Origin of the sequence: Parasaccharibacter sp. TMW 2.1884, from assembly GCF_023337695.1 — a bacterium.
In the GTDB taxonomy this organism is placed as follows: Bacteria; Pseudomonadota; Alphaproteobacteria; order Acetobacterales; family Acetobacteraceae; genus Bombella; species Bombella apis.
Map to the genome: position 1 here is coordinate 53,343 of NZ_QORR01000006.1, position 25,551 is coordinate 78,893.

The 25,551-nt window shown below is 59.9% G+C and carries 23 protein-coding genes and 3 tRNA genes; 17 read left to right on the forward strand and 9 right to left on the reverse strand.

The annotated features are described in order from the left end of the window. Nucleotides 1–59 precede the first annotated feature (59 nt). Nucleotides 60–1,310, reverse strand: coding sequence for a tyrosine--tRNA ligase (tyrS, locus tag DTI93_RS09030; RefSeq protein ID WP_192848785.1), 1,251 nt, complete (start codon nt 1,308–1,310; stop codon nt 60–62). Between the two features lie 45 nt (nt 1,311–1,355). Further along, nucleotides 1,356–2,048, reverse strand: a complete 693-nt coding sequence (locus DTI93_RS09035) for an alpha/beta hydrolase (RefSeq protein ID WP_043559620.1) — start codon at nt 2,046–2,048, stop codon at nt 1,356–1,358. 324 nt (nt 2,049–2,372) lie between these two features. On the opposite strand from DTI93_RS09035, the gene DTI93_RS09040 reads away from it, so the two are divergent. From DTI93_RS09040 to putA, 5 genes are all read left to right on the forward strand, one after another. Then, nucleotides 2,373–3,581 (forward strand): cysteine desulfurase family protein, encoded by a 1,209-nt coding sequence (locus DTI93_RS09040; protein ID WP_249080573.1) that lies wholly within the window; start codon nt 2,373–2,375, stop codon nt 3,579–3,581. Nucleotides 3,582–3,588: 7 nt separating this feature from the next. Continuing rightward, nucleotides 3,589–4,722 carry a cysteine desulfurase family protein gene (locus DTI93_RS09045; protein WP_043559699.1) on the forward strand — a complete coding sequence of 378 codons (1,134 nt, stop codon included), beginning with the start codon at nt 3,589–3,591 and terminating at the stop codon, nt 4,720–4,722. A gap of 32 nt (nt 4,723–4,754) precedes the next feature. Beyond that, the gene (locus DTI93_RS09050) at nt 4,755–5,069 is read left to right on the forward strand and encodes a ferredoxin family 2Fe-2S iron-sulfur cluster binding protein (protein ID WP_043559617.1); all 315 of its coding nucleotides are present in this window, start codon (nt 4,755–4,757) and stop codon (nt 5,067–5,069) included. Between the two features lie 11 nt (nt 5,070–5,080). After that, nucleotides 5,081–6,157, forward strand: a complete 1,077-nt coding sequence (mnmA, locus tag DTI93_RS09055; RefSeq protein WP_043559613.1) for a tRNA 2-thiouridine(34) synthase MnmA — start codon at nt 5,081–5,083, stop codon at nt 6,155–6,157. 289 nt (nt 6,158–6,446) lie between these two features. Beyond that, nucleotides 6,447–10,082, forward strand: a complete 3,636-nt coding sequence (gene putA, locus DTI93_RS09060; protein ID WP_249080575.1) for a bifunctional proline dehydrogenase/L-glutamate gamma-semialdehyde dehydrogenase PutA — start codon at nt 6,447–6,449, stop codon at nt 10,080–10,082. A gap of 147 nt (nt 10,083–10,229) precedes the next feature. Here putA and DTI93_RS09065 read toward each other — a convergent pair whose 3' ends face one another. Continuing rightward, the gene (locus DTI93_RS09065) at nt 10,230–11,177 is read right to left on the reverse strand and encodes a hydrogen peroxide-inducible genes activator (RefSeq protein ID WP_043559608.1); all 948 of its coding nucleotides are present in this window, start codon (nt 11,175–11,177) and stop codon (nt 10,230–10,232) included. A 233-nt stretch (nt 11,178–11,410) separates the two neighbouring features. On the opposite strand from DTI93_RS09065, the gene ahpC reads away from it, so the two are divergent. Further along, nucleotides 11,411–11,983 carry an alkyl hydroperoxide reductase subunit C gene (ahpC, locus tag DTI93_RS09070; protein ID WP_043559605.1) on the forward strand — a complete coding sequence of 191 codons (573 nt, stop codon included), beginning with the start codon at nt 11,411–11,413 and terminating at the stop codon, nt 11,981–11,983. A gap of 147 nt (nt 11,984–12,130) precedes the next feature. After that, complete coding sequence (gene ahpF / locus DTI93_RS09075) at nt 12,131–13,696, forward strand: alkyl hydroperoxide reductase subunit F (protein WP_043559602.1); 1,566 nt, start codon at nt 12,131–12,133, stop codon at nt 13,694–13,696. Between the two features lie 91 nt (nt 13,697–13,787). Here the strand turns inward: ahpF and DTI93_RS09080 are convergent, their stop codons facing one another. Beyond that, the gene (locus DTI93_RS09080) at nt 13,788–14,657 is read right to left on the reverse strand and encodes a restriction endonuclease (RefSeq protein ID WP_249080577.1); all 870 of its coding nucleotides are present in this window, start codon (nt 14,655–14,657) and stop codon (nt 13,788–13,790) included. Between the two features lie 29 nt (nt 14,658–14,686). Then, nucleotides 14,687–14,761 (reverse strand) — tRNA-Thr (locus tag DTI93_RS09085). 116 nt (nt 14,762–14,877) lie between these two features. Between DTI93_RS09085 and DTI93_RS09090 the strand changes: the two genes are divergently transcribed. From DTI93_RS09090 to DTI93_RS09100, 3 genes are read left to right on the forward strand one after another with little or no spacing between them, the layout of a single operon-like run. Continuing rightward, nucleotides 14,878–16,320, forward strand: a complete 1,443-nt coding sequence (locus DTI93_RS09090) for a paraquat-inducible protein A (protein ID WP_043559600.1) — start codon at nt 14,878–14,880, stop codon at nt 16,318–16,320. Next, nucleotides 16,317–17,999, forward strand: a complete 1,683-nt coding sequence (locus DTI93_RS09095) for an intermembrane transport protein PqiB (protein WP_081847688.1) — start codon at nt 16,317–16,319, stop codon at nt 17,997–17,999. Before DTI93_RS09090 ends, DTI93_RS09095 begins: the two co-directional genes overlap by 4 nt. 3 nt (nt 18,000–18,002) lie before the next feature. Beyond that, on the forward strand, nt 18,003–18,662 hold the full coding sequence (locus DTI93_RS09100; RefSeq protein ID WP_043559597.1) for a membrane integrity-associated transporter subunit PqiC: 660 nt from the start codon (nt 18,003–18,005) through the stop codon (nt 18,660–18,662). A 162-nt stretch (nt 18,663–18,824) separates the two neighbouring features. Here the strand turns inward: DTI93_RS09100 and nusG are convergent, their stop codons facing one another. The 3 genes from nusG to DTI93_RS09115 all read right to left on the reverse strand — a co-directional run bounded on the left by nusG (nt 18,825) and on the right by DTI93_RS09115 (nt 19,768). Next, complete coding sequence (nusG, locus tag DTI93_RS09105; RefSeq protein ID WP_043559594.1) at nt 18,825–19,358, reverse strand: transcription termination/antitermination protein NusG; 534 nt, start codon at nt 19,356–19,358, stop codon at nt 18,825–18,827. A 9-nt stretch (nt 19,359–19,367) separates the two neighbouring features. Further along, nucleotides 19,368–19,622 carry a preprotein translocase subunit SecE gene (gene secE, locus DTI93_RS09110; protein ID WP_081562558.1) on the reverse strand — a complete coding sequence of 85 codons (255 nt, stop codon included), beginning with the start codon at nt 19,620–19,622 and terminating at the stop codon, nt 19,368–19,370. Between the two features lie 69 nt (nt 19,623–19,691). After that, a tRNA-Trp gene (locus DTI93_RS09115) sits at nt 19,692–19,768 on the reverse strand. Between the two features lie 189 nt (nt 19,769–19,957). Here DTI93_RS09115 and DTI93_RS09120 point away from each other — a divergent pair. The 7 genes from DTI93_RS09120 to atpC all read left to right on the forward strand — a co-directional run bounded on the left by DTI93_RS09120 (nt 19,958) and on the right by atpC (nt 25,300). Next, nucleotides 19,958–20,032: transfer RNA gene (locus tag DTI93_RS09120), tRNA-Gly, on the forward strand. A gap of 27 nt (nt 20,033–20,059) precedes the next feature. Continuing rightward, nucleotides 20,060–20,344 (forward strand): hypothetical protein, encoded by a 285-nt coding sequence (locus DTI93_RS09125; RefSeq protein ID WP_249080579.1) that lies wholly within the window; start codon nt 20,060–20,062, stop codon nt 20,342–20,344. 15 nt (nt 20,345–20,359) lie between these two features. After that, entirely contained in the window at nt 20,360–20,935 is a 576-nt protein-coding gene (gene atpH / locus DTI93_RS09130) for an ATP synthase F1 subunit delta (RefSeq protein WP_043559589.1), read from the forward strand. Continuing rightward, nucleotides 20,935–22,470, forward strand: a complete 1,536-nt coding sequence (gene atpA / locus DTI93_RS09135) for a F0F1 ATP synthase subunit alpha (protein WP_043559586.1) — start codon at nt 20,935–20,937, stop codon at nt 22,468–22,470. Before atpH ends, atpA begins: the two co-directional genes overlap by 1 nt. Nucleotides 22,471–22,482: 12 nt before the next feature. After that, nucleotides 22,483–23,379 carry a F0F1 ATP synthase subunit gamma gene (locus DTI93_RS09140; protein ID WP_043559583.1) on the forward strand — a complete coding sequence of 299 codons (897 nt, stop codon included), beginning with the start codon at nt 22,483–22,485 and terminating at the stop codon, nt 23,377–23,379. Between the two features lie 22 nt (nt 23,380–23,401). Then, nucleotides 23,402–24,865 (forward strand): F0F1 ATP synthase subunit beta, encoded by a 1,464-nt coding sequence (gene atpD, locus DTI93_RS09145; RefSeq protein ID WP_043559688.1) that lies wholly within the window; start codon nt 23,402–23,404, stop codon nt 24,863–24,865. Nucleotides 24,866–24,868: 3 nt separating this feature from the next. After that, entirely contained in the window at nt 24,869–25,300 is a 432-nt protein-coding gene (atpC, locus tag DTI93_RS09150) for an ATP synthase F1 subunit epsilon (RefSeq protein ID WP_249080588.1), read from the forward strand. 13 nt (nt 25,301–25,313) lie between these two features. Here atpC and DTI93_RS09155 read toward each other — a convergent pair. Continuing rightward, nucleotides 25,314–25,551: hypothetical protein (locus DTI93_RS09155; protein WP_249080591.1), on the reverse strand; the 238-nt coding region annotated here is incomplete at its 5' end.

Here is a 25,551-nt window from a genome sequence, read left to right on the forward strand (position 1 = left end):
CGGCATGTCACGCTGCCAGAGAGGGCGCTGCTTTCCCTCCCTGACGGCGTGGTGTGCGGTTACCCCACCCGGATGAGGATGTGCTTCTTCTTGCCGGAGGACAGTTTCAGCGTGCCGTCCGTCAGGTCGGCGGGGGTGACGGTCTGGTTCTCATCCTTGATGACGACGTCATTCAGCCGGGCACCACCGCCACGGATAAGACGGCGTGCCTCGCCCCCGCTGGCGGCCAGGCCTGCCTCTGCAAAGAGCCTGAAGGCAGGCACACCCTCGGCAAACAGGCTGGCGGGCACGGCAACTTCCGGCAGGGCGGCTTGGACGCTGCCCTGCTCGAACACCTTGCGGGCGGTTTCGGCAGCTTCCTCGGCGGCTTCACGGCCGTGGCAGATGGCCGTGGCCTCGGTGGCCAGAATCTTCTTGGCCTCGTTGATCTCTGCCCCTTCCAGCGTACCGAGGCGTTCACATTCCTCCACGGACAGGTCCGTGAACATCTTCAGGAAGCGGCCCACGTCGGCATCCTCGGTGTTGCGCCAGAACTGCCAGTAATCGAAGACAGGCCGCCGCTCTTTGCGGACCCACACGGCTCCGTTGGCGGACTTGCCCATCTTGGCCCCGGAGGAGGTGGTGACAAGCGGCGTTGTCAGCCCGAACAGGCGTGCCCCATCCGTGCGGCGGGCCAGGTCGATGCCGGAGACGATGTTGCCCCACTGGTCGGACCCGCCCATCTGGAGAATGGCCCCGTGGCGGCGGTACAGCTCCCGGAAGTCGAACGCCTGAAGGATGGAATAGTTGAATTCAAGGAAAGTCAGTCCCTGTTCCCGGTCCAGCCGCTGCTTCACGCTTTCGAAGGAAAGCATCCGGCTGACGGAGAACTGCACCCCGACATCCTGAAGCAGGCTGATGTAGGAGAGCCTGTCCAGCCAGTCCGCATTGTTGACGAGACGGCACGCCCCATCCTCAAAATCCAGAAACTGTCCCAGAGAGGCCCGCAGCCCGGCAAGATTGTGGGTGATGGTCTCGTCCGTCATCAGGGAGCGGGCCTCATCACGGAAGGATGGATCACCGATCTTTGCCGTGCCGCCGCCAATCAGGGCGATGGGGTTGTGCCCGTGCTTCTGGAGCAGCCGCAGCATCATGATCGACATGGCATTGCCCACATGCAGGGAGTCTGCCGTGGGGTCAAAACCGATATAGGCCGTAACGGGACCTGCCAGCATCAGCTCGTCCAGCGCCTCGAAATCGGTGCACTGGAAGATCATCCCACGGGCCTGGGCTTCCCGCAGGAATGGGCTTTTAAGTGATGTATCGGTCATGAAGGGCATCTTTCCTGATGGCTGTCCTGTCGGGGCGGAGCGGGCTTAGCCCACGGCCTCTGCCGCAGGCTGGATCATGGCGTCTTCAGGGGCGAAGAGATTCCGCTGGCGGGTCGTCACATGGTCCTCCAGCGCATCGGCAATCAGTTCTGCCTGCTGGGAGAAGATATGATCGGCCTCGGGGAAAACACGGTAATCCACCGTGACATTCTTCTGCGTGTTCAGCTTGTCCACCAGCTTGCGGATGACGGGCTCGGGGGCCATGCTGTCCTTTCCACCGGCGATCATCAGGCCGCTGCACGGGCAGGGAGCGAGGAAGTTGAAATCGTAATCGTCAGCCGGAGGAGCGACGCTGATCCAGCCACGGATTTCTGGCCGACGCATGAGCAGCTGCATCCCCACGAAGGCACCGAAGGAATAACCGGCGATCCACAGCTCCGAGGAGTTGGGGTTGATCATCTGCATCCAGTCCAGCGCAGCGGCGGCATCGGAGATTTCCCCGATTCCACCATCATACCGCCCCTGGGAGCGGCCAACCCCACGGGAGTTGTAGCGCAGGACAGAAAAGCCCATGGTCTGGAAACGGCGGTACATGGTGTAGGCGATGCGGTTGTTCATCGTCCCGCCATGCAGCGGATGTGGATGGATGATCAGGGCGAGAGGGGCGTTAGGGTCTTCAGAATGATGGTAATGGCCTTCGAGCCGCCCATCCGGGCCGGCAAACATGACTTCAGGCATGTGTCTCTCATCTCTTTGTCCACCCCGTTGCCTGCTGAAGGCCCAGAGCGGTTATGCGAACCGATAATGCCCGGGTCCCTGTCCGGGCCCGGGCATGATTTTACGCCCCGGGCAGAAGGCACGGCCCCAGTCCGGGAAGAACATACCGGCGTTGTATATCGGTTCCATCCTCGTGATTTCTACCAAAATCGACTCTTCTGCGCTGGTTTTTTCAAAATGGTAAAGAAGATTGTATCTATCATCCTGTTTGGGCAGGGTTTGTCATGGGGCTTGCGGGAAAGGCACTGTCCCGGATGTGCATGAGCGGAGCAGAAGGTTTTTTTCATGGTTCAGGATACAGCTGTGCAGCAGGGCCCTGTCTATCTCGATGCCAATGCAACCGAACCCCTGCGGCCTGCTGCACGGGCTGCCATGCTGGCCGGGCTGGAGCAGACAGGGAATCCGTCTTCTGTCCATGCCGCAGGACGCAGGGCCCGCATCATGCTGGAAGAAGCCCGCCAGACGATGGCCTCCGCTTTTGGCAGGGAGGCTGACTGCTGTGTGTTCACGTCAGGGGGAACGGAGGCGGATACGCTTGCCCTGCATGGCTTTGGTCGGGCGGAAGGCCGTGCCATTCTCATTGGTGCCACCGAGCATGATGCCATCCGCAAAGCTGCCCCGGAGGCGTCCCTCATTCCGGTTGACGGGCAGGGGGTGATCGACTGCATGGCGCTGGAGGAGATGCTGGCAGCCCATACTCCCGGAACAGGTGATCGGCCGGGGCCGCTGGTCTGCATCATGGCGGCGAATAATGAGACGGGGGTATACGCTCCCCTGCGGGATGTAGCCTCTCTCTGTCGCCAGCATGGTGCCTTTCTGCATGTCGATGCCGTACAGGCTGCAGGCCGGATGCAGGAGCGGGACGAGTTCTCACTGGCTCTGAAAGACGGGTCCCTGGCGGGGGCCAGTCTGGCCCTGTCCGCCCACAAGATGGGTGGTCCCAAGGGGGCCGGTGCCCTGCTGCTGCCGGAGGACAGGCCCCTGGCTCCCCTGCTGCCCGGTGGCGGGCAGGAACGGGGACGGCGGGGTGGCACACCGGCCCTTGCATCCCACATGGGTATGGCCGCCGCTCTTGAGGAGAGCCGGAAGCAGGACTGGACCCTCCTGGAGGCGCTGCGGGATGAGCTGGAGGGTGTCATGGTGCAGGCTGGAGCCCTCATCATGGGGCATGGTGTGGCCCGGCTGTCCAATACCATCAGTGCGGTCCTGCCCGGTGTGGCGGCCCAGATGCAGCTCATGGCGCTGGATATCGAGGGATATTGCGTTTCAGCCGGTTCGGCCTGTTCATCCGGCAAGGTGGCCCGATCCCATGTGCTGGAGGCCATGGGGCAGGGGGAGGCAGCCGGGCAGGCCATCCGTGTCTCGCTGCCGTGGAATGCCGAAGCTGGAGCTGTCAGGGCATTTGGGCAGGTTTATGCTCTCATGGCCCAGCGTTTTGCCGGACGTGGCCTTCTGAAACGCAGCTCTCTCCAGGGAGGTGGCCGTGCACCCTGAAGCTGATGTGATCTATCTGGATTACCTTGCTACGACTCCGTGTGATCCAGCCGTGCTGGAGACCATGCTGCCATGGTTCACACAGTATCCCGCCAACGCAGGGAGCCTGCATCTGCCGGGGCAGAAGGCCAATGCGGCCGTGGAGCAGGCCCGGGAGGAGCTTGCCGGGGCTCTCGCCGTCAGCCCGCAGGAGCTGATCTGGACCTCCGGGGCAACGGAGGCCAATAATCTGGCCATCAAGGGAGCCGCCCGTTTCCTGAAGGAACAGGGTGATGGGCGACGGCGCCTTGTCACCGTGGCAACGGAGCATAAATGTGTGCTGGAAGCTGTACGGTCACTGGAGGGTGAGGGGTTTGAGCCTGTCATCCTGCCGGTGGAGCCGGATGGCCGCCTGTCACCGGATCGTCTGGCAGAGGCCCTGAAGACACCCGCGCTGCTGGTCAGCATCATGGCAGCGAACAACGAGACAGGTGTGGTGCAGGACCTTGGGCGCCTCATGCCGCTGGTGAAGCAGGCCGGCGCCCTGCTGCATGTGGACATGGCCCAGATGTTCGGCAAGCTGCCCTGCACGCTGGAGGGTGTCGATCTCGCTTCATTTTCGGCACACAAGATATATGGTCCCAAAGGCGTGGGAGCGCTGTATGTCCGGCGGCGGCCCCGTGTGCGGCTGCTACCTTTGTTTTCAGGCGGCGGGCAGGAGCGCAGCCTGCGTTCTGGCACGTTGCCGGTCCCGCTGATCATCGGCATGGGGAAGGCTGCCCGGCTGGCCGTGGAGAGCGGGAAGGAGGAGGCTGACCGTCTTGCGGGCTTGCGGGAGAGGCTGTGGCAGGGTATGCGGCAGCTGTTCCCGGTGGTGCGTCTCAATGGTGCGCCTGCCCCACGGCTGCCGGGCGTCTTGAATGTGTGCCTGCCCGCCGGGCTGGAGGCCCAGCAGGTCATGGCAGCAGTGCCGGGGGTTGCTTTTTCATCCGGTTCGGCCTGTTCAGCGGCATCTGGGGCACCATCCTATGTCCTCAGGGCAATGGGATTGACAGAGGCGGAGGCACGCAGGAGCTTGCGCCTGTCGGTGGGACGTTTTACCTCGGCAGGTGATGTGGAGTGCGCAGTGGCCCGTTTTGGGCAGGGCCTTGCCGGGAGGTGAGACCGCTGCATGGATACAGGGAGTAGGGACTTATGCCCCGGATGGTTTTTGTTGAGCGTGATGGTAGCCGCCACGAGGTGGAGGCACAGGCTGGTCTCTCCGTGCTGGAGATCGCCCATGAGAATAATATCGACCTTGAAGGGGCCTGCGAAGGCTCGCTCGCCTGTGCGACCTGTCATGTGATCGTGGACCCGGCCTGGGCGGACAAGCTGAAAAGCCCGACTGATGATGAGGAAGACATGCTCGACCTCGCTTTCGGGCTGGAGAAGACATCCCGTCTGGGTTGCCAGATCGTCATGACGGAAGAGCTGGACGGTCTTGTCGTCCATCTTCCCAAGGCTGGCTGAGGTTTCCAGTCATGCGCATCCTTGTGGCCATGTCTGGTGGGGTGGACAGTTCCGTGGTGGCAGCCCTGCTGAAGCGGCAGGGCCATGAGGTCATCGGAGCAACCCTCCAGCTTTACGACCATAGCGGTCCGGCAAAGCCTGGGGCCTGCTGTGCTGGACGGGACATCATGGATGCCCGCATGGTCGCCGAGCGTATCGGCTTTCCCCATTACGTCATCGATGCGGAGAGCCGCTTCCGGGAAAGTGTGATCGAGAGTTTTGCCGATTCCTACGCTCGGGGGGAGACCCCCGTTCCCTGTGTGGCCTGCAATCAGGGGGTTAAATTCACGGACCTCCTGAACATGGCCCGGGACCTCGGCTGTGAGGCCATGGCAACCGGTCATTACGTACGTCGGCTGGAAGGCCCGGAAGGTGTGGAGATGCACCGCCCGGTGGACCGGGACCGGGACCAGAGCTGGTTCCTGTTTGCCACGACCCGTGAGCAGCTGGAGTTCCTGCGCTTCCCGCTGGGCGAGATGCCCGACAAGGCCCATGTGCGTGCTCTGGCGGAGGAGCTGGGGCTGGATGTGGCCACCAAGCGGGACAGCCAGGATATCTGCTTTGTCACGAACGGCTCCTATGCCGGGCTGGTGGAGAAGATGCGGCCGGAGATTGAAGGGCCGGGTGACATTGTGGCTGAAGACGGGACCGTGCTGGGCCGTCATGAGGGCATTGCCCGTTATACGGTTGGCCAGAGTCGTCGTCTGGGGGATATTCATACGGGGACGGGGGAGCGCCAGATGGTCACGGCCATTGATGTGCCCTCCCGCCGCATCATTGTTGGCCCCCGCCGGAAGGTGACCAGTGATGAAGGCCGCCGGACCGTTCGCCTGCGGGATATGAACTGGTTGATTGACGCCCCGGCAGAGGGTGTGCGCTGTGGTGTACAGCTGCGGGCACGGGAAGGGCTGCGGCAGGCCCTGGTGCGGCCCCTGGAGGGGAACCGGGCCGAGGTGCAGCTGGATGAACCCGCCTTGCCAGCCCCTGGTCAGGCCTGCGTGATGTATGAGGGTGACCGTGTTCTGGGGGGTGGTTTCATCCTTGCCTGAGGGGATGAAACACACTGTTTCCCCAAGCCTTCACACAATATTTATCCAGCCCTTCGGGAGGGTTGTTCCGTCTCGCGGGGGCGGTCGATTGAAGCGGAGGGACGGACATTCCTTGCCGTGCTGCCTTTCTGGCATTCAGAAACGTTTCGTAACCCGAATATAATTTGTGCGAATCGCATTTTTGGATATGGACAACACCCCATGTTTCATGGTCTGGCTGGAGATAGAGAAGTTCCTTCTCCTCTAACAACAGGAAGTGGTTGTCACGCGATCAGCTTGAAGGTTTGCTATGGCTTATTTTGCACGTCATTTTGGTTCATTGCCGGAACGTTCTGCTCTGCGGAAGGCCATCGCCGAGAAGATCCGGTATCCAGAGCAGGAGTGTGTGGAAGCGCTTCTTCCCGCCGCTGAACTGAAACCTGACGAGGAGATCGTGGCTGGCAAGGTGGCCCTTGCTCTGGCCCGCAATCTGCGTGATCACCGTCGGCCCGGTCTGGTTGAGACGCTGGTGCAGGAATTCAGCCTTGGTTCCGCCGAAGGTGTGGCACTGATGAGCATGGCCGAGGCCCTGCTGCGTACTCCTGACCACGCAACCCGGGATGCTCTGATCCGGGATCAGGTTAGTGTCGGTGACTGGCTGTCCCATATGGGGCGTGACAGTGGGCTGATCATCAATGCTGCCTCTTGGGGGCTTGATGTCACGAGCCGTCTTGTATCCCCCAAAAAGCGCATGGGGGCAATTCATGACCTGCTGCGCAAACGGGGTGAGCCGGTTGTCCGCAAAGCCGTGCAGTTTGCCATGCAGATGATGGGCCAGCAGTTCGTGCTGGGCCAGACCATCGAGGGGGCGCTGAAGGATTCCCACAAGCGGCAGGCCCAGGGCTTCAACTACTCTTACGACATGCTGGGTGAGGCAGCGCTGGACCGTAACGATGCCGAGAGGTATCAGGCCTCCTACCATGCCGCTCTGGAGGCGATCGGCTCCATGGCCAGGGGCAACACGGTTTATGAGCGCCCCGGTCTGTCCATCAAGCTGTCTGCCCTGCATCCTCGCTACGAGTGTGCCAAGCGTGAGCGTGTGATGGGTGAGCTGCTGCCGACGGTCAAGGCACTGGCCGTACGTGCCAAGCATTACAATCTCGGCCTGAACATTGACGCTGAAGAAAGCGAACGTCTGGATCTGTCCCTGGATATTCTGGACGCACTCTGCCGTGACCCGGAGCTGGCCGACTGGGATGGCATCGGTTTTGTTGTGCAGGCCTATGGCCGCCGTGCCGCTGCCGTATTGGATTACATCATCGCTCTTGGCCGTGAGACGCACCATCGCATCATGGTCCGCCTCGTCAAGGGGGCCTATTGGGATACCGAGCTGAAAAAGGCCCAGATTGATGGTGTGCCGGATTTCCCGGTTTTCACCCGCAAATGTCATACGGATGTCAGCTATATCGCCTGTGCCCGCAAGCTGCTGGCCGCTGGTGATGCCGTTTTCCCCCAGTTTGCCACGCATAACGCCCGCACGGTGGCGTCCATCTACGCCATGGCTGGCCGGGACTTCCACGAGGGGCAGTACGAGTTCCAGTGCCTGCATGGCATGGGCGAGGCTCTTTATGAAAGCGTCGTAGGGCAGAAACATCTGGGTCGCCCCTGTCGCATTTATGCCCCGGTCGGAACCTATGACACGCTGCTGGCCTATCTGGTCCGCCGCCTGCTGGAGAATGGAGCCAATTCGTCCTTTATCAATCTTCTGGGAGATTCGAAGATTTCCCTGGAGAAGCTGGTGGAGGACCCGGTCAAGACAACCCGGTCCTACACTCCGGTTGGGGCCCCTCATGCTGAGATCAGCAAGCCGCTCGACATGTTTGAGCCTGACCGCCACAATTCGAAGGGCATGGACCTGAATGATGATCTCGTTCTGGCCCGCCTTGGAAAGGGGCTTGAGGGATTGCCGGAGCATTATGAGGCGGCTCCGCTGGTTCCTGGCCTTGGCAAGGCCGAACGCCCTGTCCACCCGGTGACGAACCCGGCGGAGCGGAGTGACCAGGTCGGGACAGTGACATTCGCCGTGCCAGAGGATGTCACTCGTGCTGTGGATGTTGCTGAGGGAGCTTTCGAGGAGTGGGCAGCCCGGTCCCCTGATGACCGTGGCGCCATTCTTGAGCGTGCGGCCGACCTGCTTGAGGAACGCTACATCGCCTATATGGGGCTGGCTGTCCGGGAGGCTGGCAAGTCCTATCCCAATGCCGTAGCTGAGGTACGGGAAGCGATCGACTTTCTCCGGTACTATGGCGGGACGGTCCGGCGTGAGTTCAGCAGCAAGACCCACCTCCCATTGGGGACAGTTGTCTGCATCAGCCCCTGGAACTTCCCGCTGGCCATTTTCCTTGGGCAGGTCTCTGCCGCTCTGGCCGCTGGTAATACCGTTCTGGCCAAACCGGCAGAAGAAACGCCGCTGATCGCCATGGAGGCCGTCAAACTTCTGCATGAGGCTGGCGTGCCGGAAGAGGTCCTGCAACTCCTGCCGGGTGAGGGTGATGTCGGTGCTGCCATGGTGGCGGACAAGCGCATCGCTGGTGTGCTCTTTACCGGTTCCACGGTTGTGGCGCAGATCATTGCCCGCCAGCTGACTGGCCGTCTCGGGCGCAATGGGCAGCCTGTGCCGCTCGTGGCGGAGACGGGTGGCCTGAACGCCATGGTGGTTGATTCTTCGGCCCTGCCAGAACAGGTGGTGAAGGACATCGTTGCCTCCGCTTTCGACAGTGCCGGCCAGCGCTGTTCCGCCCTGCGTGTTCTCTGCGTGCAGGACGATGCAGCCGATCGCATCATTTCCCTCCTGAAGGGCGCCATGGAAGAATTGCGGATCGGCATCCCGGCCAAGCTGGCCACGGATGTCGGGCCGGTCATCAGTGAAGTGGCCCGCAAGGGAATTGTCGATCACATTGAGGCGCTGCGAGGCCGTAACCATCCGGTCTTCCAGGCGCCGGTCGTGAAGGACGAAACGGCTGACGGCACCTTTGTTCCGCCGACACTGATCGAGGTCAATGCGATCGCTGATGTGGGGGGTGAAATCTTTGGCCCGGTGCTGCATGTGCTGCGTTACCAGCGTGAAGAGCTGGAGGCCCTGATCACCCGTAGCAATGCGGGCGGCTATGGGCTGACCTTCGGCGTGCATAGCCGTGTTCCGTCCCGGATCGACTATCTGGTCGAGCGTGTCGAGGCTGGGAACATCTACGTCAACCGCAACATTGTCGGGGCGATTGTCGGTGTCCAGCCGTTTGGTGGTCATGGCCTCTCAGGGACTGGCCCCAAGGCAGGTGGTCCTCTGGCCCTGCGTCGGCAGCTCGCCCATGCGCCCCGTACGCTGCTGGCCAAACCGGACGCCATGCCTGCCATGGCACGGTCCTGGCTGCTGTGGCTGGGAACGGATGACCGTGAGCTGGTCCGTGAGGTGACGCCATGGATGGATCATGGCCTGCTGGATTGCCGTCTGGAGCTTCCTTCTCCTGTAGGTGAGCGGAATACGTACAGGCTTGAGCCCCGTGGCCGTGTGCTGGTTGTGGCAGAGACACCTACCGGCCTGAAGCGCATGATCAGCTATGCGATCAGCTGCGGGAATGAGGTCGTGGCGCTGGCTGCTCCTGCGGTCATTGCCTCTCTGGATACGCTGCCTGATGTTCTGCGGGAGGTGATCAAGCCAGCAGATTCTCTGGGGGATGTGGAAAAATGTTCCGTCATCCTGACGGAGACCATCAATGAAGGGCTGTGGCAGATCGTTGCAGACCATCTGAAGAACCCAGATGCACCTGTTCCGCTGGTCTATTGGGCTGACAGTGTGACGTTGCAGCCGGAAGCCCTGTTGCAGGAGCGGGTGGTCAGCGTCAATACGGCAGCTGCCGGTGGCAATGCCGAGCTGATGACACTGAGCTGACAGGCTGAAAGGGAGCCGGGCTGACAGGGTCAGCCCGGTGTTCCGGGCATGTTGTGTCTGTAAATGAAAGAACGGGTGGAGGAGCCATGCTCTTCCACCCGTTCTTTCATGTTGGGATATGGAGTCTGCCCCGGGGAGAAGAGCCCTTCAGGTCGGGATCTTCGTTTTGGGCAGCGGCAGGCAGCCATCTGGTGTGGTAGCCCGCAGGAAATTGGCCAGCTCCCGGAAGGATGTTGCCCGTGGGTCGGATGGACGCCAGACGAGGCTGATGGTCCGGCGGGCTTCGCTCTCACTCAGCTCCCGGACTGTCACAAGGCCGTCAAATTCCTGCCGGTTGTTCAGGGCCAGACGGGGAATGAGGGAGAAACCTTCTCCGGCGCCGATCATGTGCCAGAGCATTTCCAGACTGGTGGCCAGACGCTGGTCCTGCGAGCGGAAATTGCTGGGGCAGAGGGAGAGGGCCTGGTCCCGCAGGCAATGTCCGTCTTCCAGCAGCAGCAGGTCCGGCCGAGCCAGGTCGGCAATGGACAGATTCTTCTTGGTGGCCAGCTCATGGTCTTTGGGGAATACCGCCAGGAAAGGTTCCTGAAAGAGCGGTGCATGTTCCAGTGTTTCGGTAGCAGCCGTGGGTGCCATGAAGGCAACATCCAGATCGCCCTGCCGGAGAGCCTGTACCAGATTGGGCGTGGTGTTCTCATTCAGCCTCAGGCCCAGCTGGGGGTACTTCTGACGCAGGCGGGGCAGAAGGCCGGGGATGTAGTACGGCCCGAGAGTGGGAATGACGCCGATATGCAGGAGGCCGTCCAGCGGTCCTGTATGGGCCCGGGCGACTTCCAGCAGATTGCGGGCTGAGGCCAGCACATCCCGCCCCAGGGCGATGAGGCGCTCACCTTCCGGTGTGGGAGCCACATGCCGACGGGAGCGTTCGAACAGGGTGACATTGAGAAGCTGCTCCAGCTTTCTCACCTGCTCGGACAGCCCCGCCTGACTGACCCCGCAACGCTCAGCTGCACGGGAAAAGTTGCGCAGGTCATCAACTGCGACGACGTACTCGATGTCCCGAAGGGACAGACCGGAAAGAGGAACGTAGGACATAAGGATACCAATAAGCTGAGTTGGAGGCAGGGCCAAGGGAAAAAGACTGGAATCGCATAAGGATTGATAATGATTCTCAATTATACTGATAACAACCCTCAATTAGACGGTTTCAGAGCCGTGGGCTAGAAGGTGAACATGCTTGACATTCCCAAGGTTGGGCTGTCCCTTTGAGGGGACATCCGCAGGCCCTGCGGAAGTCTACAATTCTGAAAGTGAATGAGGAGGTTTCCATGCCTGCTATTGGTTCCGAGATTAAGCCGTTTACCGCCCAGGCTTTCCGTGATGGCAAGTTCCTTCAGGTCTCTGATGCAGACCTGCGTGGCAAGTGGTCCGTCGTGTTCTTCTACCCGGCTGACTTCACCTTTGTCTGCCCGACAGAGCTGGAAGACCTCGCCGAGAACTATGAGACCTTCCAGAAGATGGGTGTCGAGGTCTTCGGTGTCTCCACAGACAAGCACTTCACCCACAAGGCATGGCACGACACGTCCCCGGCCATCGGCAAGGTGCAGTACACCATGATCGGTGACCCGTCTGGCGACATCGCCCGCAACTTCGATGCTCTGCGTGCCGATGGCAGCCACACGGCTGACCGCGCCACGTTCCTGATCGACCCGGAAGGCAAGATCCAGTACATCGAGATCACCTCCGAGGGTGTGGGCCGTAGCGCTGCCGAGCTGCTCGACAAGATCCGTGCTGCCCAGTACATCGCTGCTCACCCGGGTGAAGTCTGCCCGGCCAAGTGGAAAGAGGGTGGCGACACGGCAACCCTGAATCCGTCCCTGGACCTGGTCGGCAAGATCTGATCACGTCCTGAAAACGGGAAGTATGGTGGGGGGCCTCTCCCCACCGTTGAGGGGAGGCGTGCTGCGTTGTGGTGCGCCTCCTTTTTCATGGGGCCGATTCCCCGGTCTGCCAGACCCTGAGCACCAGAGATTCTGGAGAGAGAATTCATGCTGAACGACGAACTCAAAGGCCAGCTGAGAGGGTACCTCCAGCATCTGCGCCACAACATCATTCTTGTTGCCTCCCTTGATGAGGGCGATAAGTCCCGTGAGATGAAAGAATTTCTTAACGAAATTTCCGAACTCTCTGATAAGGTTTCCTATCAGGAAGGTGGCAATGACGTCCGTCGCCCGTCTTTCCTGATCCGTGCCGCAGATTCAGATGTTCAGGTCTGCTTTGCGGGCATCCCGATGGGCCACGAGTTTACGTCTCTGGTACTGGCCCTGCTTCAGGTTGGTGGTCACCCGCCGAAGGTCGAGGCTGAACAGGTTGCGCAGATCAAGGCCCTGAAGGGTGATTTCCATTTCGAGACCTATTTCTCCCTGTCCTGCCACAACTGCCCGGATGTCGTTCAGGCCCTGAACACGCTGAGCGTGCTCAACCCCAACATCCGCCACACGGCCATTGATGGTGCCCTGTTCCAGGATGAGGTGAACGAGCGTGATGTGCGTTCCGTCCCTCAGGTGTTCCTGAACGGTGAGCGTTTCTCCACCGGTCGCATGGAACTGCCGGAGATTCTGGCCAAGATCGATACTGAAGGTGCTGCCAAGGCTTCCGAGAAGCTGAATGACGAGGCTCCGTTCGACACGCTGGTGATCGGGTCCGGTCCGGCTGGCTGTGCCGCCGCCATCTACACGGCCCGCAAGGGTGTCCGCACTGGTCTGCTGGCTGAGCGCTTCGGTGGTCAGGTCATGGATACGGCTGGCATCGAGAACTTCATCTCCGTACCGGAGACCGAAGGTCCGGCCCTTGCCAAGAATCTGGAGCAGCATGTTCGCAGCTATGATGTCCGTGTCATCACGGCACAGCGTGCTGCCAAGCTGATCCCGGCCGAGAAGGAAGGTGGCCTGCACGAGATCGTGCTGGAGAGCGGTGCCCACCTGAAGGCCCGTACCATCATCGTGGCAACAGGTGCCCGCTGGCGTCAGCTGAACGTGCCGGGTGAGGAAGAATACCGCACACGGGGCGTCGCCTACTGCCCGCATTGTGATGGTCCGTTCTTCAAGGGCCGTCCGGTTGCTGTTGCCGGTGGTGGCAACAGTGGCGTGGAAGCCGCCATCGACCTCGCCGGTATCGTGTCCCACGTGACGCTGCTTCAGTATGACCCTGTGCTGACGGCTGATGAGGTCCTTCAGAACAAGGTCCGCAGCCTGCCGAATGTCGATATCGTGGTGAACGCCCGCACGACCGAGATCCGTGGTGATGGCCGCAAGATGACCGGCCTGAGCTGGCAGGATGTCAAGGATGGCAGCGAGCACAGCATCGACGTGGACGGCATCTTTGTCCAGATCGGCCTGCTGCCGAACACGGATTGGTTGAAGGGTGGCATCGAGATGTCCCGCATCGGTGAGATCGGCATTGACGAGCGTTGCCGTACCTCCATCCCCGGCGTGTTTGCTGCCGGTGATGCCACGACGGTGCCGTACAAGCAGATCATCGTGGCGATGGGTGAGGGTGCCAAGGCTGCCCTGTCTGCCTTTGACCACATCATCCGTGTCCCGGCTGCTTCCTGAGGGAACACCTGATAGGCCCGGGCTGCTTCTGATGCGGCAGTCTGGGTGACTGGATGAAGAGACCGGCCTGTTTCAGGCCGGTCTTTTTTGTTTATGGGTGAAAAAGGTCCGGCTGGGGCTGGAGGTCCATGAGGCCCAGTGTTGAAAGCTGGCTGTGATGCAGCAGATGGACACCGGTGGCATGGGCCAGCTGCCGGGCCGGGCGGGTATAGCCAGCGTTGGAGACGACAGCTGCATACTGGGCCTGACGGTGTTGCCGGGCTGTGAAAATTTCCTGGACAGCCTTGTTCCCGACCGGCCTGCCATAGAGTTTGCATTGTATGACGAGCCGGACTCCGCTCTGCTCGGCAATGATGTCCATGCCCTGGTCTGCCCCCGGTGGTGTGGTGCGTGCCTGCCATCCGGCCTGACGCAGCAGTCCGGCGCAGAAACGTTCATAATCCAGCGGGTCCATGGTGGCGGTGAACTGCCGTGGTGTGGTGCTGCTCCCGGCGGCGGCTGGGGGAGGAGATGTCCTGTTGTGTTTGAGAAGGATTTTTACCACACGGCTGATGCGGCGGAGGGTCCGCCGCCGCAGGGAGGGCCATATGTCAGCCAGATTTTCCTGCATCAGGCAGGTGAGAAGGATGCTCTGGCAGAAATAGTCCAGCTCCCTGTGCCAGCGTTGTTTGTCCACGACGCCATAATGGTTTTCGGTCAGGCAGGCCTGTTGGCGTTGCGCCAGTGTGTGCTGATGCCGGGCAATGAGCTGGCAGAGAAGCTGCCAGGCCTTGCGCCTGCGTCGCACACGATGGCGGTACTGGAGAAACAGGATCAGGAAAAAGCCGAGGAGAAGTGCATCCGCAGGAAGGATGGCAATACCATGCCCGGGCAGGAAGGAGGGTGTTACGCTGCCGTGGTGAAGTGCTGGGGGCAGTGGACCGGAGCGGGGAAAAAAACCACCATCCGGTTGTCCCGCCATGTCCGCCTTCGATCCTGTGTAGGGGAAGCTGGTGCCGACACTCGGAATTGAACCGAGGACCTACTGATTACGAATCAGTTGCTCTACCCCTGAGCTATGTCGGCATCGGGTTGAGCCTATACAGAAAAATGAGGTGACAGGCAACGGTGTATGTAAAATATTTATGGATAACGGCCTGAAAGGGGTTGCAGACCCCTCTCTGGCGGCGCAAGAGGGGTGGATGTTCAGAAAAGATCATTTTCACAAAGGATTGTGGAGCCAGGGCGGAGCCTGTTCCTTCCTGCGGCATGATGTGGACCAGCCCGCACTCAAGGTGGTGGCCGGGGTGGATGAATGTGATGTCTGTGGTCTCTTCCAGCATGTTCCTCACCTGCGGCCAGGACATGTTCTGAGCTGCGCCCGTTGCGGAAATACCATGGCACGACGGCGCAGGACTTCGGAGATTGGCGGCCCGCTGGTCTTCTGCCTTTCAGCTCTGGCGCTGTATATCGTGCTGCTGGTCAGCCCGCTCATGACGCTCAACATCTACGGGCGGGAGAACATGGTCACCCTCATGAGCGGCCCGCTGGAAATGGCCCGGCAGGGTTATGGGAGCATTGCCATACTGGTGGCTCTGGCCAGCGTGCTCATGCCTGGCATCGTGCTCGTCTGCATGACGCTGATTCTTTATGGTGCGTCCCGGGATGAAATGCCCCGTTGGGTCCGCCCCCTGCTGGCCTGGTATGAAAAGCTGCGCCCGTGGTCCATGGTCGAGGTGTACGTCATCGGCCTGCTCGTGGCCTATACCAAGCTGGTTGATCTGGCCCTGGTCATCCTGCAACCGGGCGTGTACCTGCTCGGGGGGCTGATGGTGATGATGGCAGCCATGGATTCGGCCTTTGATGCCGACATGATATGGAGGCACAGGTCCGTCACCAGGCGCCCTGGTCTGGGCATATACATGGCGGAGGGGCGTGCCCTGCCGCCGGAGAAGCACATGCTGTCCTGCCATGCCTGTGGACTGGTTTTTGTCGCCCGTGGCCCGGTGGATGATGAGCGTGACATGGGGGATTGCCCCCGTTGTGGGCAGATACTTCGGCGGCGCAAGCGGAACAGCCTTCAGGCGGCCATGTGTTTTCTGGTGGCGGCTTTCATTTTCTACATTCCGGCCAACATGCTGCCGGTCATGGCCTTCGTGAAGGTTGGGCACGGACACCCCAGCACCATCATTTCTGGAGTGATCCAGCTTTGGGAGGCTGGCCTTTACTTTCTGGCTCTGCTGGTGCTTTTTGCCAGCATCACCGTGCCGGTCCTCAAGGTGTTCCTGCTGGCCCTGATGATCGGCTGTGAATGTCGGGGCAGGGCCTCTCACAAGGCGCTGAAGCGCCTGACAGGCCTTTACAAGGTCGTGGTGTTCATTGGTCGCTGGTCGATGATTGACGTGTTCATGATCTCCATTCTGGCGGCTGTGGTCCGGTTCGGCTTCATGGCGAGCGTGACGGCCGAGCTGGGTGTGGTCTTCTTTGCTCTTGTGGTTGTGTTAACTATTTTTGCCGCAGACCTGTATGATCCCCGGCGTATGTGGGATGCTGCAGGCTATAATCGGCAGGGTCTGGGCCATTCCAGGCAGGGTGGAGAAGAGGATGTGACGGAATTACGGGGTATGGAGCCTGAAAAAGCGTGAGAGATGAGCATCTGAAGCGACATTCCGAAGGTGGACATGGTGCAGAGGCCAATGTCCGGCTGCCACGGTTTTCCGTGCTCTGGATCATTCCCATCCTTGCTCTGCTGATTGCCGGCTGGTTGGCCTGGAGGCACTTTGCCACCATGGGGCCGAGCATTGTCGTCTCCTTTGATGCTGCTGATGGCATTGTTCCGGGGCAGACGCAGGTCAAGAACAAGGCGGTGAACCTGGGTGTGGTGCAGGGCGTAGCCCTGAGCCCGGACATGACCCATGCTGATGTGACCATCCAGATGAGTGGCATCGATCCGCGGACGCTCAATGAGCATACCCGGTTCTGGGTTGTCAGCCCGCGCATCAACGGGGCCAGCATCACGGGGCTGGATACGCTTTTTTCTGGTGCCTATATCGCCATGGATCCGGGCAAACCGGAGGGAGGCCATTACCAGACCCACTTTAAGGGTCTGGAAACGCCTCCCGGTATCCGCTCGGACAAACCGGGCAGCACATATTGGCTGGTTTCGTCCACCCTGGAATCCCTCGGGGCCGGGGCTCCCATTTTCTACCGGGACGTACAGGTGGGGGAAATCCTTGGCTATACCATGCCGCCTGGTGGAGAGGGGCCTCTTTTGATCAAGGCCTTCGTGAAGGCTCCCTATGATCGTTATCTGAGGGCTGACAGCCGGTTCTGGAATGTATCGGGGATGCAGATAGGCTTTGGAGCCGGGGGCATGAACATTCGCCTCCAGTCATTCCAGGCTCTTCTTTCCGGTGGGGTGGCGTTTGGTCGTCCTGACAGTGCACAGACTGAGGATACGCCGCCTGCGGTGGCCAATTCCGTTTTCCATCTCTACAAGACAAAGGAGGATGCGGATAATGCCCGTTATCGTCACAAGGTCCCTGTTCTGACCTATGTCGATACAGCTGTGGCTGGTCTGACGGAAGGCAGCAAGGTGACGATGTTCGGTCTTCAGGTCGGACAGGTGACAGGTGTGCATCTGGAGTTGGGAGATAACAGACGCGGTCACGCTCCCCGTGTCCGGGTGGAGATGCAGCTTGAACCTGAGCGTGTGATTGCTGACGATGAGCAGGATTCCGCCCGGAAGAGCGATCTGCTGGGCAGTTTTGTGGCTGAAGGGATGCGTGCATCTGTCCAGAATGTCAGTTTTCTGACAGGGGAGGCCATGATTGCCCTGTCTTTTGCGCCTGACAAGACGCATGAAGGGCAGCAGATAACGTTTGAGAATGGTGTAGCCGTGATTCCAAGCCAGCCCGGCGGCATGGACAGCATCCTCCAGTCAGTGTCCACCATCACGGACAAGATTGCGGCCATGCCGCTGACCCAGATCGGTGACCATCTGAATGAGATTCTCGCTCATGGTGATGAACGTCTCAGAAGCCCCGAGGTCACACGGGCCATGGCCGGCCTGAGTGGCTCTCTGGTCTCGCTGAACCATCTGCTGGACCATGCGGATGAGCATCTTCCAGAGCTGATGGTCAATCTGAATGGCACACTGGCGCAGGCCCGTACGATGCTGTCCTCCTATGGGGGCAATCCGGACTTCCGCAGAAATCTTGAAGAGCTGATTGTCCAGCTGACACGGATGTCCCGCTCTTTCCATCTTCTGGCGGACTATCTGGACCATCATCCATCATCTCTCATTACCGGTCGGGGGCCCTGATCCATGAAGCGTTTTTTCTACCCTTCCTTCGTGCGTTCATGTGGGCTGCTGGGAGCTGTCTGCCTGGGAGGTGTTCTGTTGGCCGGGTGCAGCAGTACACCTACGACCTATTATGTTCTGGCACCGCAGACCGGGCCAGTGGCGTCCCCTGTGATACAGGCGGCCCTGCCACAGGCCATTGAGGTGCTTACCCCATCCATCACCTCCCGGCTGGATCGGGATGGTCTTTTGAGGGTGATGCAGGATGCCCAGGATCATATGGTGCCTGCTGCTGCTTGGAGTGAGCCGCTCGGCGAGATGCTTGGTCATGCCCTGGCAGCCGACCTGAGGCAGCGCCTGCCCGGCCATGTGCTGTTTTCCCAGAATGATTCTGTAGCCGTGACGGCTGGAGCCTATCTGGAGCTGAGCCTGTCCCGGTTTGAGCAGGATGTATCTGGTCATGCTGTCATTACTGGTGTGCTGTCTGCCCACAGGGCAGGGGCGCCAGATTCACAGGCTCGTGCAGTGAATGTGCAGTGGGTATCGCCGCAGCCTGTCGGAACGAAGCCAGCCGACATGGTGCGGGTTCTGGCGGAAGGTATGGGAGTACTGTCCGACCAGGCCATCCAGCTTCTGTATTCGCTACCGGCACTGCCGGTCCATGAGGAGGCCTCCAGCCTGTAACGGAACAGGGCTTCTGCCTGATGGGGAAACCCTGTACGGCCTCTGGAAGGCTGTACGGGGTTTTTTCATGCCTTCATGAATGAGAAGGGGAAGCCATAAAAAAACCACCCGCTTCAGACCATGAAGGGGTGGTTTCTTTGGAAAGGAACGAAGGCCCTTCCTTCAGAGTTTTTCGACCTGATTGTAGTCCAGATCCACCGGTGTGGAGCGGCCAAAGATGGAGACGCTGACCTTGAGGCGCTGGTTCTCCGTATCGACTTCTTCGACACTGCCATTGAAGGATGTGAAAGGCCCATCGGAAACCCGCACCTGCTCGCCAATCTCGAAAGACAGGCTGGAGCGGGGACGCTCGACACCTTCCTGAGCCTGCTGGAGAATCCGCTTGGCTTCAGCATTGCTGATGGGCGTTGGCTGGTTGTTGCGTGTACCCAGAAAGCCCGTCACTTTCGGTGTGTCCTTGACGAGATGCCAGGCACGGTCCGTCAGTTCCATTTTGACCAGAACATAACCGGGGAAGAATTTGCGTTCCGTGTTCACCTTGCGGCCACGACGGACCTCGGTCACTTCCTCGGACGGTACCAGAATTTCTTCGAACTGATCGCTCAGCCCCTTCTTTTCGGCCTGTTCACGGATATGATCGGCAATCTTCTTCTCGAAGCCTGAATAGACATGCACAACGTACCAGCGTTTTGCCATGATGCTGCTTTAGCCTCCGATGCCTAAGATTTTGCTGATCCCCAGGCCGATCAGCTGATCGACGACGAAAAAGAAAATACAGGTGGCGACGACCATGGCCAGCACGGCACCTGTTGTAATGATGGTATTGCGACGCGTCGGCCACGTAACACGTCTGGCCTCGGCACACACATCTGAAAAATATCTACGAAGGCTGAATCCTGGGCCTTTCTGGGCCGGAGGCATCTTCGGTGAATTGCCTTTCGGCTTTGTGACCGACACCATTATCCTCAAATCTATCTCGGCCCGAGCCCTGTCACCCGGGTAAGGCAGTCAGGCGGGCAGGGTATGACGTGGCAGGGGTGGAGGGTCTCGAACCCCCAACCTCCGGTTTTGGAGACCGGCGCTCTAGCCAATTGAGCTACACCCCTTCAGGGTCGAATCGACCTGCGACCGTCCGCCCCTCAGGGCTTGACGATGGGCAGGAAAAGATAACGACAGGCCCATAAAGTCAAGCACTATCTCCAAGAAAATGAAAAAACCTTTCACATCTGTAGGGTGGGGTGAATCCCCCCTTGTCTTGCTCTGGGAGAGCGGTTATATCTCCAGCCCGAAACAGAGCGGGCGTAGCATAATGGCTAATGCAGTAGCCTTCCAAGCTTCTGATGAGGGTTCGATTCCCTTCGCCCGCTCCAGTCTCCTGAAAAATTGACATTCTGCGCATGGGCCGCGCCATCTATCCATCTAGTAAATGGATGGAACGGGGGCTGCTTGGTGCTGGAGTCCGCGGGCATTGCATCCCTGCTATGCTGGCCGGTTCCACCGGTGTTGTGGGCCGTGGCCCGGTTGGTCCTCTGGTTGCGCTGGAGGCCCCCGCCGTGTTAGTGGACATGGACGAAACACTGGCCGGGTTCCGGCTCTGGGACGCCGTGCTGTCACGCAGCATGTTCCGGGGCATGCCGGTTGGGTTGTGCCGGGAAACCGGTCGTGAAAGCAGAACCTCATGAAGACGGAATGAACCCGTGACGGTTGCACAGGAAAAGCAGATCAGGGCGCCAGGCGAAGTGGCGCAGCGTTATGCCCGGGCCTTTGAGGACTATCTCTCGGACAGCAAACAGGACAAGGCCACCGTGCTGGAGCAGGTGCGGGCGCTGCGAAAGGCCATCGCCCAGCTGCCGGACCTGCGTACCGCTCTGGCGGATCCCCGGCTCGACATCAGCCAGACGGAAAAACTGGTGAAAGCCCTTGGCTCCGCTCTCGGGCTTGGTGAGGCCCTGCAGCGGTTTGTTGGCTTCATTGCCCATCAGCGCCGTCTGTCTGGCCTGGATGAAATCCTGTCAGCCGTTCTTCTTCTGGACGCCCGCCAGCGTGGCGAGGTGCGTGTGGAAGTGACGACTGCCCGTCCAATGGAAGATGGGCAGCGTGAAAGCCTCCGTGCCAGCCTCCAGCAGGCCGGGTATGCCAATATTGCCATGACTGAACATGTTGATCAAACCCTGCTTGGGGGTATGGTTGTGCGTGTTGGTTCAGTTCTTTTTGATACATCGATCGCCGGGCGTCTGGCCCGTCTGCAGAACGCCATGAAGGGAGCCGCGTGATGGAGATCCGTCCCGCCGAGATTTCAGAAATTCTCAAGCAGCAGATCGCGTCCTTTGATCAGCCTGCCGCTGTTTCAGAGACAGGGACCGTTCTGTCCATTGGGGATGGGATTGCCCGCGTTTATGGTCTGACCAATGTTCAGGCCGGTGAAATGGTCGAGTTCGAGGGGAGTGGCGTGCGTGGCATGGCTCTCAACCTCGAGAGCGACAGCGTTGGTGTCGTCATTTTCGGTGAGGGTGACCTCATCAGCGAAGGTGATACCGTGCTGCGCACCGGCAAGGTTGTGGAAGTTCCCGTCGGCAAGGGGCTTCTGGGGCGTGTCGTGGATGCTCTGGGCAACCCGATTGATGGCCGTGGTCCGCTGGAGAATGTCGAATATCGTCGTGCTGATGTCCGGGCTCCGGGTATCATGCCCCGTCAGTCCGTCAGTGAGCCGATGCAGACCGGCATCAAGGCCATTGATGCCCTCGTGCCGATCGGGCGCGGGCAGCGTGAGCTGGTGATTGGTGACCGTCAGACAGGTAAGACCGCCATCCTGATCGACACCATCGTGGCCCAGAAGGGTGTCAATGCCGAGGGTGACCCGAAGAAGTCCCTGTACTGCATCTATGTTGCTGTCGGGCAGAAGCGGTCCACGGTGGCCAACCTTGTGCGCAAGCTGACAGAAGCTGGTGCGATGGATTACTCCATCGTCGTGGCTGCCACGGCCTCCGATGCTGCCCCGATGCAGTATCTGGCTCCTTATTCTGCTTCTGCCATGGGTGAGTATTTCCGGGATAACGGGATGCACTCCCTGCTCTGTTATGATGACCTCTCCAAGCAGGCTGTGGCCTATCGCCAGATGTCCCTGCTGCTGCGCCGTCCGCCGGGGCGTGAGGCTTTCCCGGGTGACGTGTTCTACCTGCACTCCCGTTTGCTGGAGCGCTCCGCCAAGATGTCCGAAGAGTTCGGTGCCGGGTCCATGACGGCCCTGCCGGTGATCGAGACACAGGCTGGTGACACGTCCGCCTACATTCCGACCAACGTTATTTCCATTACGGATGGTCAGATCTTCCTTGAAACTGACCTGTTCTACAAGGGTATTCGCCCGGCCGTGAACGTGGGTGGGTCCGTGTCCCGCGTGGGGTCGGCTGCGCAGATCAAGGCCATGAAGCAGGTTGCCGGTACCATCAAGCTGGAGCTGGCCCAGTATCGTGAGATGGCTTCCTTTGCCCAGTTTGCCTCTGACCTTGATCCGGCAACACGCCGTCAGCTGGATCGTGGTGCCCGCCTTGTGGAGCTGCTGAAGCAGCCGGAAACCTCCCCGCTGGCTGTTGAGGAGCAGGTGGCTGTTCTGTACGCTGGAACCCGTGGCTATCTGGATTCCGTGGCAGTCAACCAGGTGACGTCCTATGAGGCTGCTCTCTTGGAGGAGCTGCGCAACGGTGGCAAGAGTGTTCTGGCCAGGATCCGTACCGAGCAGAAGCTGACACCGGAGATCGAGGGTGAGCTCAAGTCCCTGCTTGAGGCCTTCAGCAAACGTTTTTCAGCCTGAGGGTTGTAGCTCATGCCTTCATTGAAAGAACTGCGCGGAAGGATTGCGGGGGTCAAATCGACCCGCAAGATCACGAGCGCAATGAAAATGGTCGCTGCCTCAAAGCTGAGGCGCGCCCAGAATCAGGCCGAGGCAGCCCGCCCCTATGCTGATACCATGCGGCGTATGATGAGCGAGCTGGCAGCGGCATCGCAGGGGATGGACCCTTCCACCCTGCCGCCGCTTCTGGCTGGCACGGGACGGGACAATGTGCATCTTCTCATTGTTCTGACGTCCGATCGTGGACTGGCCGGTGGCTTCAATGCCAACATCATCCGTGCTGCCCGTCAGCAGATCGAGGACCTTCTGGCGCAGGGTCGTACCGTGCGTCTGCTGCCCGTTGGCCGCAAGGGCGCTGAGATCTTCAGGCGCTATTATCCGGACATGGTTGTGGATTCGCTCCACAACAAGGCGGGGACCCAGCAGGATGCTTATGCCCTTGCCCAGGATCTGGCGAAACGTGTTGCCGATCTGGTCGAGGGTGGGGAGATTGATGCCTGCACCCTGATGCGCAACCGCTTTGTCAATGCGATGACCCAGACGCCACAGGCCCTTGGTCTTGTTCCTCTGCCTGTTGCGGAGAATGACAATGCCGGAGAGAAGAGGACAGACGGCGCTGTCTACGAGTTTGAGCCTGATGAAGGCCACCTTCTTGCACAGCTTCTGCCACGCAATCTGCTTGTGCAGTTTTATGCTGCCGTGCTGGAGAGCGCTGCCGGTGAGCAGGGTGCCCGCATGACGGCCATGGATAATGCCAGCCGCAATGCGAGCAAGGCCATCGAGCGTCTGTCGCTCCGGTATAACCGGACACGTCAGGCCAATATTACTAACGAGCTGATCGAAATCATTTCCGGCGCAGAAGCCGTCTGAGATCATGCAGGAGAGAAATCTGATGTCTGAGGAACTCAACCGCTCTGCTGAAAATGCCGGTGTTGGTGTTGGACGGATCACCCAGATTCGTGGCCCGGTGGTGGATGTCCAGTTTACGGACAAGCTGCCGCATATTCTGAATGCCCTTCATGTCATGAATGGTGATCAGACGGTCGTGCTGGAAGTTGCGCAGGAAATTGGTGAGCGTCAGGTCCGTTGCATCGCCATGGAAGGGACTGATGGTCTCGTTCGTGGTGCTGAGGTGACCGATACGGGCAGCCAGATCACCGTGCCGGTTGGTCCGGCTACTCTGGGCCGCATCATCAATGTCATTGGTGAGCCGGTCGATGAGAAGGGGCCGATCAAGACGGAAACCCGCTTCCCGATCCACCGCCCCGCTCCCTCCTTTGAGGAACAGGCTGCCAATACCGAGATTCTGGTGACAGGTATCAAGGTGATCGACCTTCTCTGCCCGTATCTGAAGGGTGGTAAGATTGGTCTGTTTGGTGGTGCCGGCGTGGGTAAGACCGTCATCATTCAGGAGCTCATCAACAACATCGCCAAGGCGCATGGTGGTGTGTCCGTGTTTGCCGGTGTGGGTGAGCGTACCCGCGAAGGGAACGACCTGTATTACGAAATGCAGGGTGCCGGTGTTATCAAGATTGATGAGAACGGCCATACTGACGGTTCCAAGGTGGCACTGGTCTATGGCCAGATGAACGAGCCGCCGGGTGCCCGTGCCCGTGTGGCCCTGACGGGTCTCTCCGTGGCCGAGTACTTCCGTGATGTGGAAGGTCAGGACGTCCTCTTCTTCGTGGACAACATCTTCCGCTTCACGCAGGCTGGTTCCGAGGTCTCCGCTCTTCTGGGTCGTATCCCGTCTGCTGTGGGCTATCAGCCGACACTGGCAACGGAGATGGGTGCCCTTCAGGAGCGTATTACCTCCACGAAGAAAGGGTCCATCACCTCCGTTCAGGCCGTGTACGTGCCAGCCGATGACCTTACCGATCCGGCTCCAGCTGCTACCTTCGCTCACCTTGATGCCACGACGGTTCTGAACCGTTCCATCGCTGAGATGGGCATCTATCCGGCTGTGGATCCGCTGGATTCGACCTCCCGCTCTCTGGACCCCAAGATTGTGGGGCAGGAGCATTACGAGGTGGCCCGTGCTGTCCAGAGCACGCTCCAGAACTATAAGGAGCTTCAGGACATCATCGCCATTCTCGGCATGGATGAGCTGTCCGAGGAGGATAAGCTGGTGGTGGGCCGTGCTCGCCGCATCCAGCGCTTCCTGTCGCAGCCTTTCCATGTGGCGGAGGTCTTCACGGGGTCTCCGGGCAAGCTGGTGTCTCTGGAAGATACCGTGCGGTCCTTCAAGGCCGTTGTGAACGGTGAGTGCGATGACCTGCCTGAGGGTGCCTTCTACATGGTTGGCGCCATTGAAGAGGCGCAGGCGAAAGCCGAGAAGATGAAGCAGGAGGGCTGATCCATGCCGCTTCGCACCGAAATCGTCAGCCCGGAAAGACGCTATACGGACCGTGAGGTCGACATGATTGTTGTTCCGGGTACGGAAGGGGACATTGCGGCCATGCCTGGCCGTGCCCCGTTGCTGTTGCAGCTTCGTGGTGGGGTGATCACTCTCTACAAGGACGACCAGGTTCTGGAACGCTGCTTCGTCACGGGTGGTTTTGTCGACATGACAGCGGATCACTGCACGATTCTTGCCGATTCGGTGCGGGCGCTTGAAGACCTGTCCATTGATGATGCCAGCCAGACGCTGGATGAGCTGAAGAATCAGTGGACAAGGGTTGGTCCTGATGAGGTTGAGCTTCAGGAAAGCTTGGGACGTCAGATTCAGGCTGCCCGTGCGGAGATTGAGGTTGCTGAAAAGGTGAAGCAGCACGATCTCAAGTCTCTTTGAAGCCTTCTTGGTCTCAGACTGTTTTGGGCAAGCCGGTCTCCTTTCCAAGGGGACCGGCTTTTTCTTTTCCATGTTCGATTCTTTTTGGTGGGGTGATTCGCCGGGGGTTGTGTTTTTGGGGTTTGGTGGCGGTTTTCTGGGGTTTTTGGGGTTTATGTGAAGAAACTTTGAGAAAGTTTCGGGAATCGTGTTGACCGTGTGGGGGTGGGTGCGTATAAGCCCATTCACCGGCGGCGCTGGGGCGGGAGTTC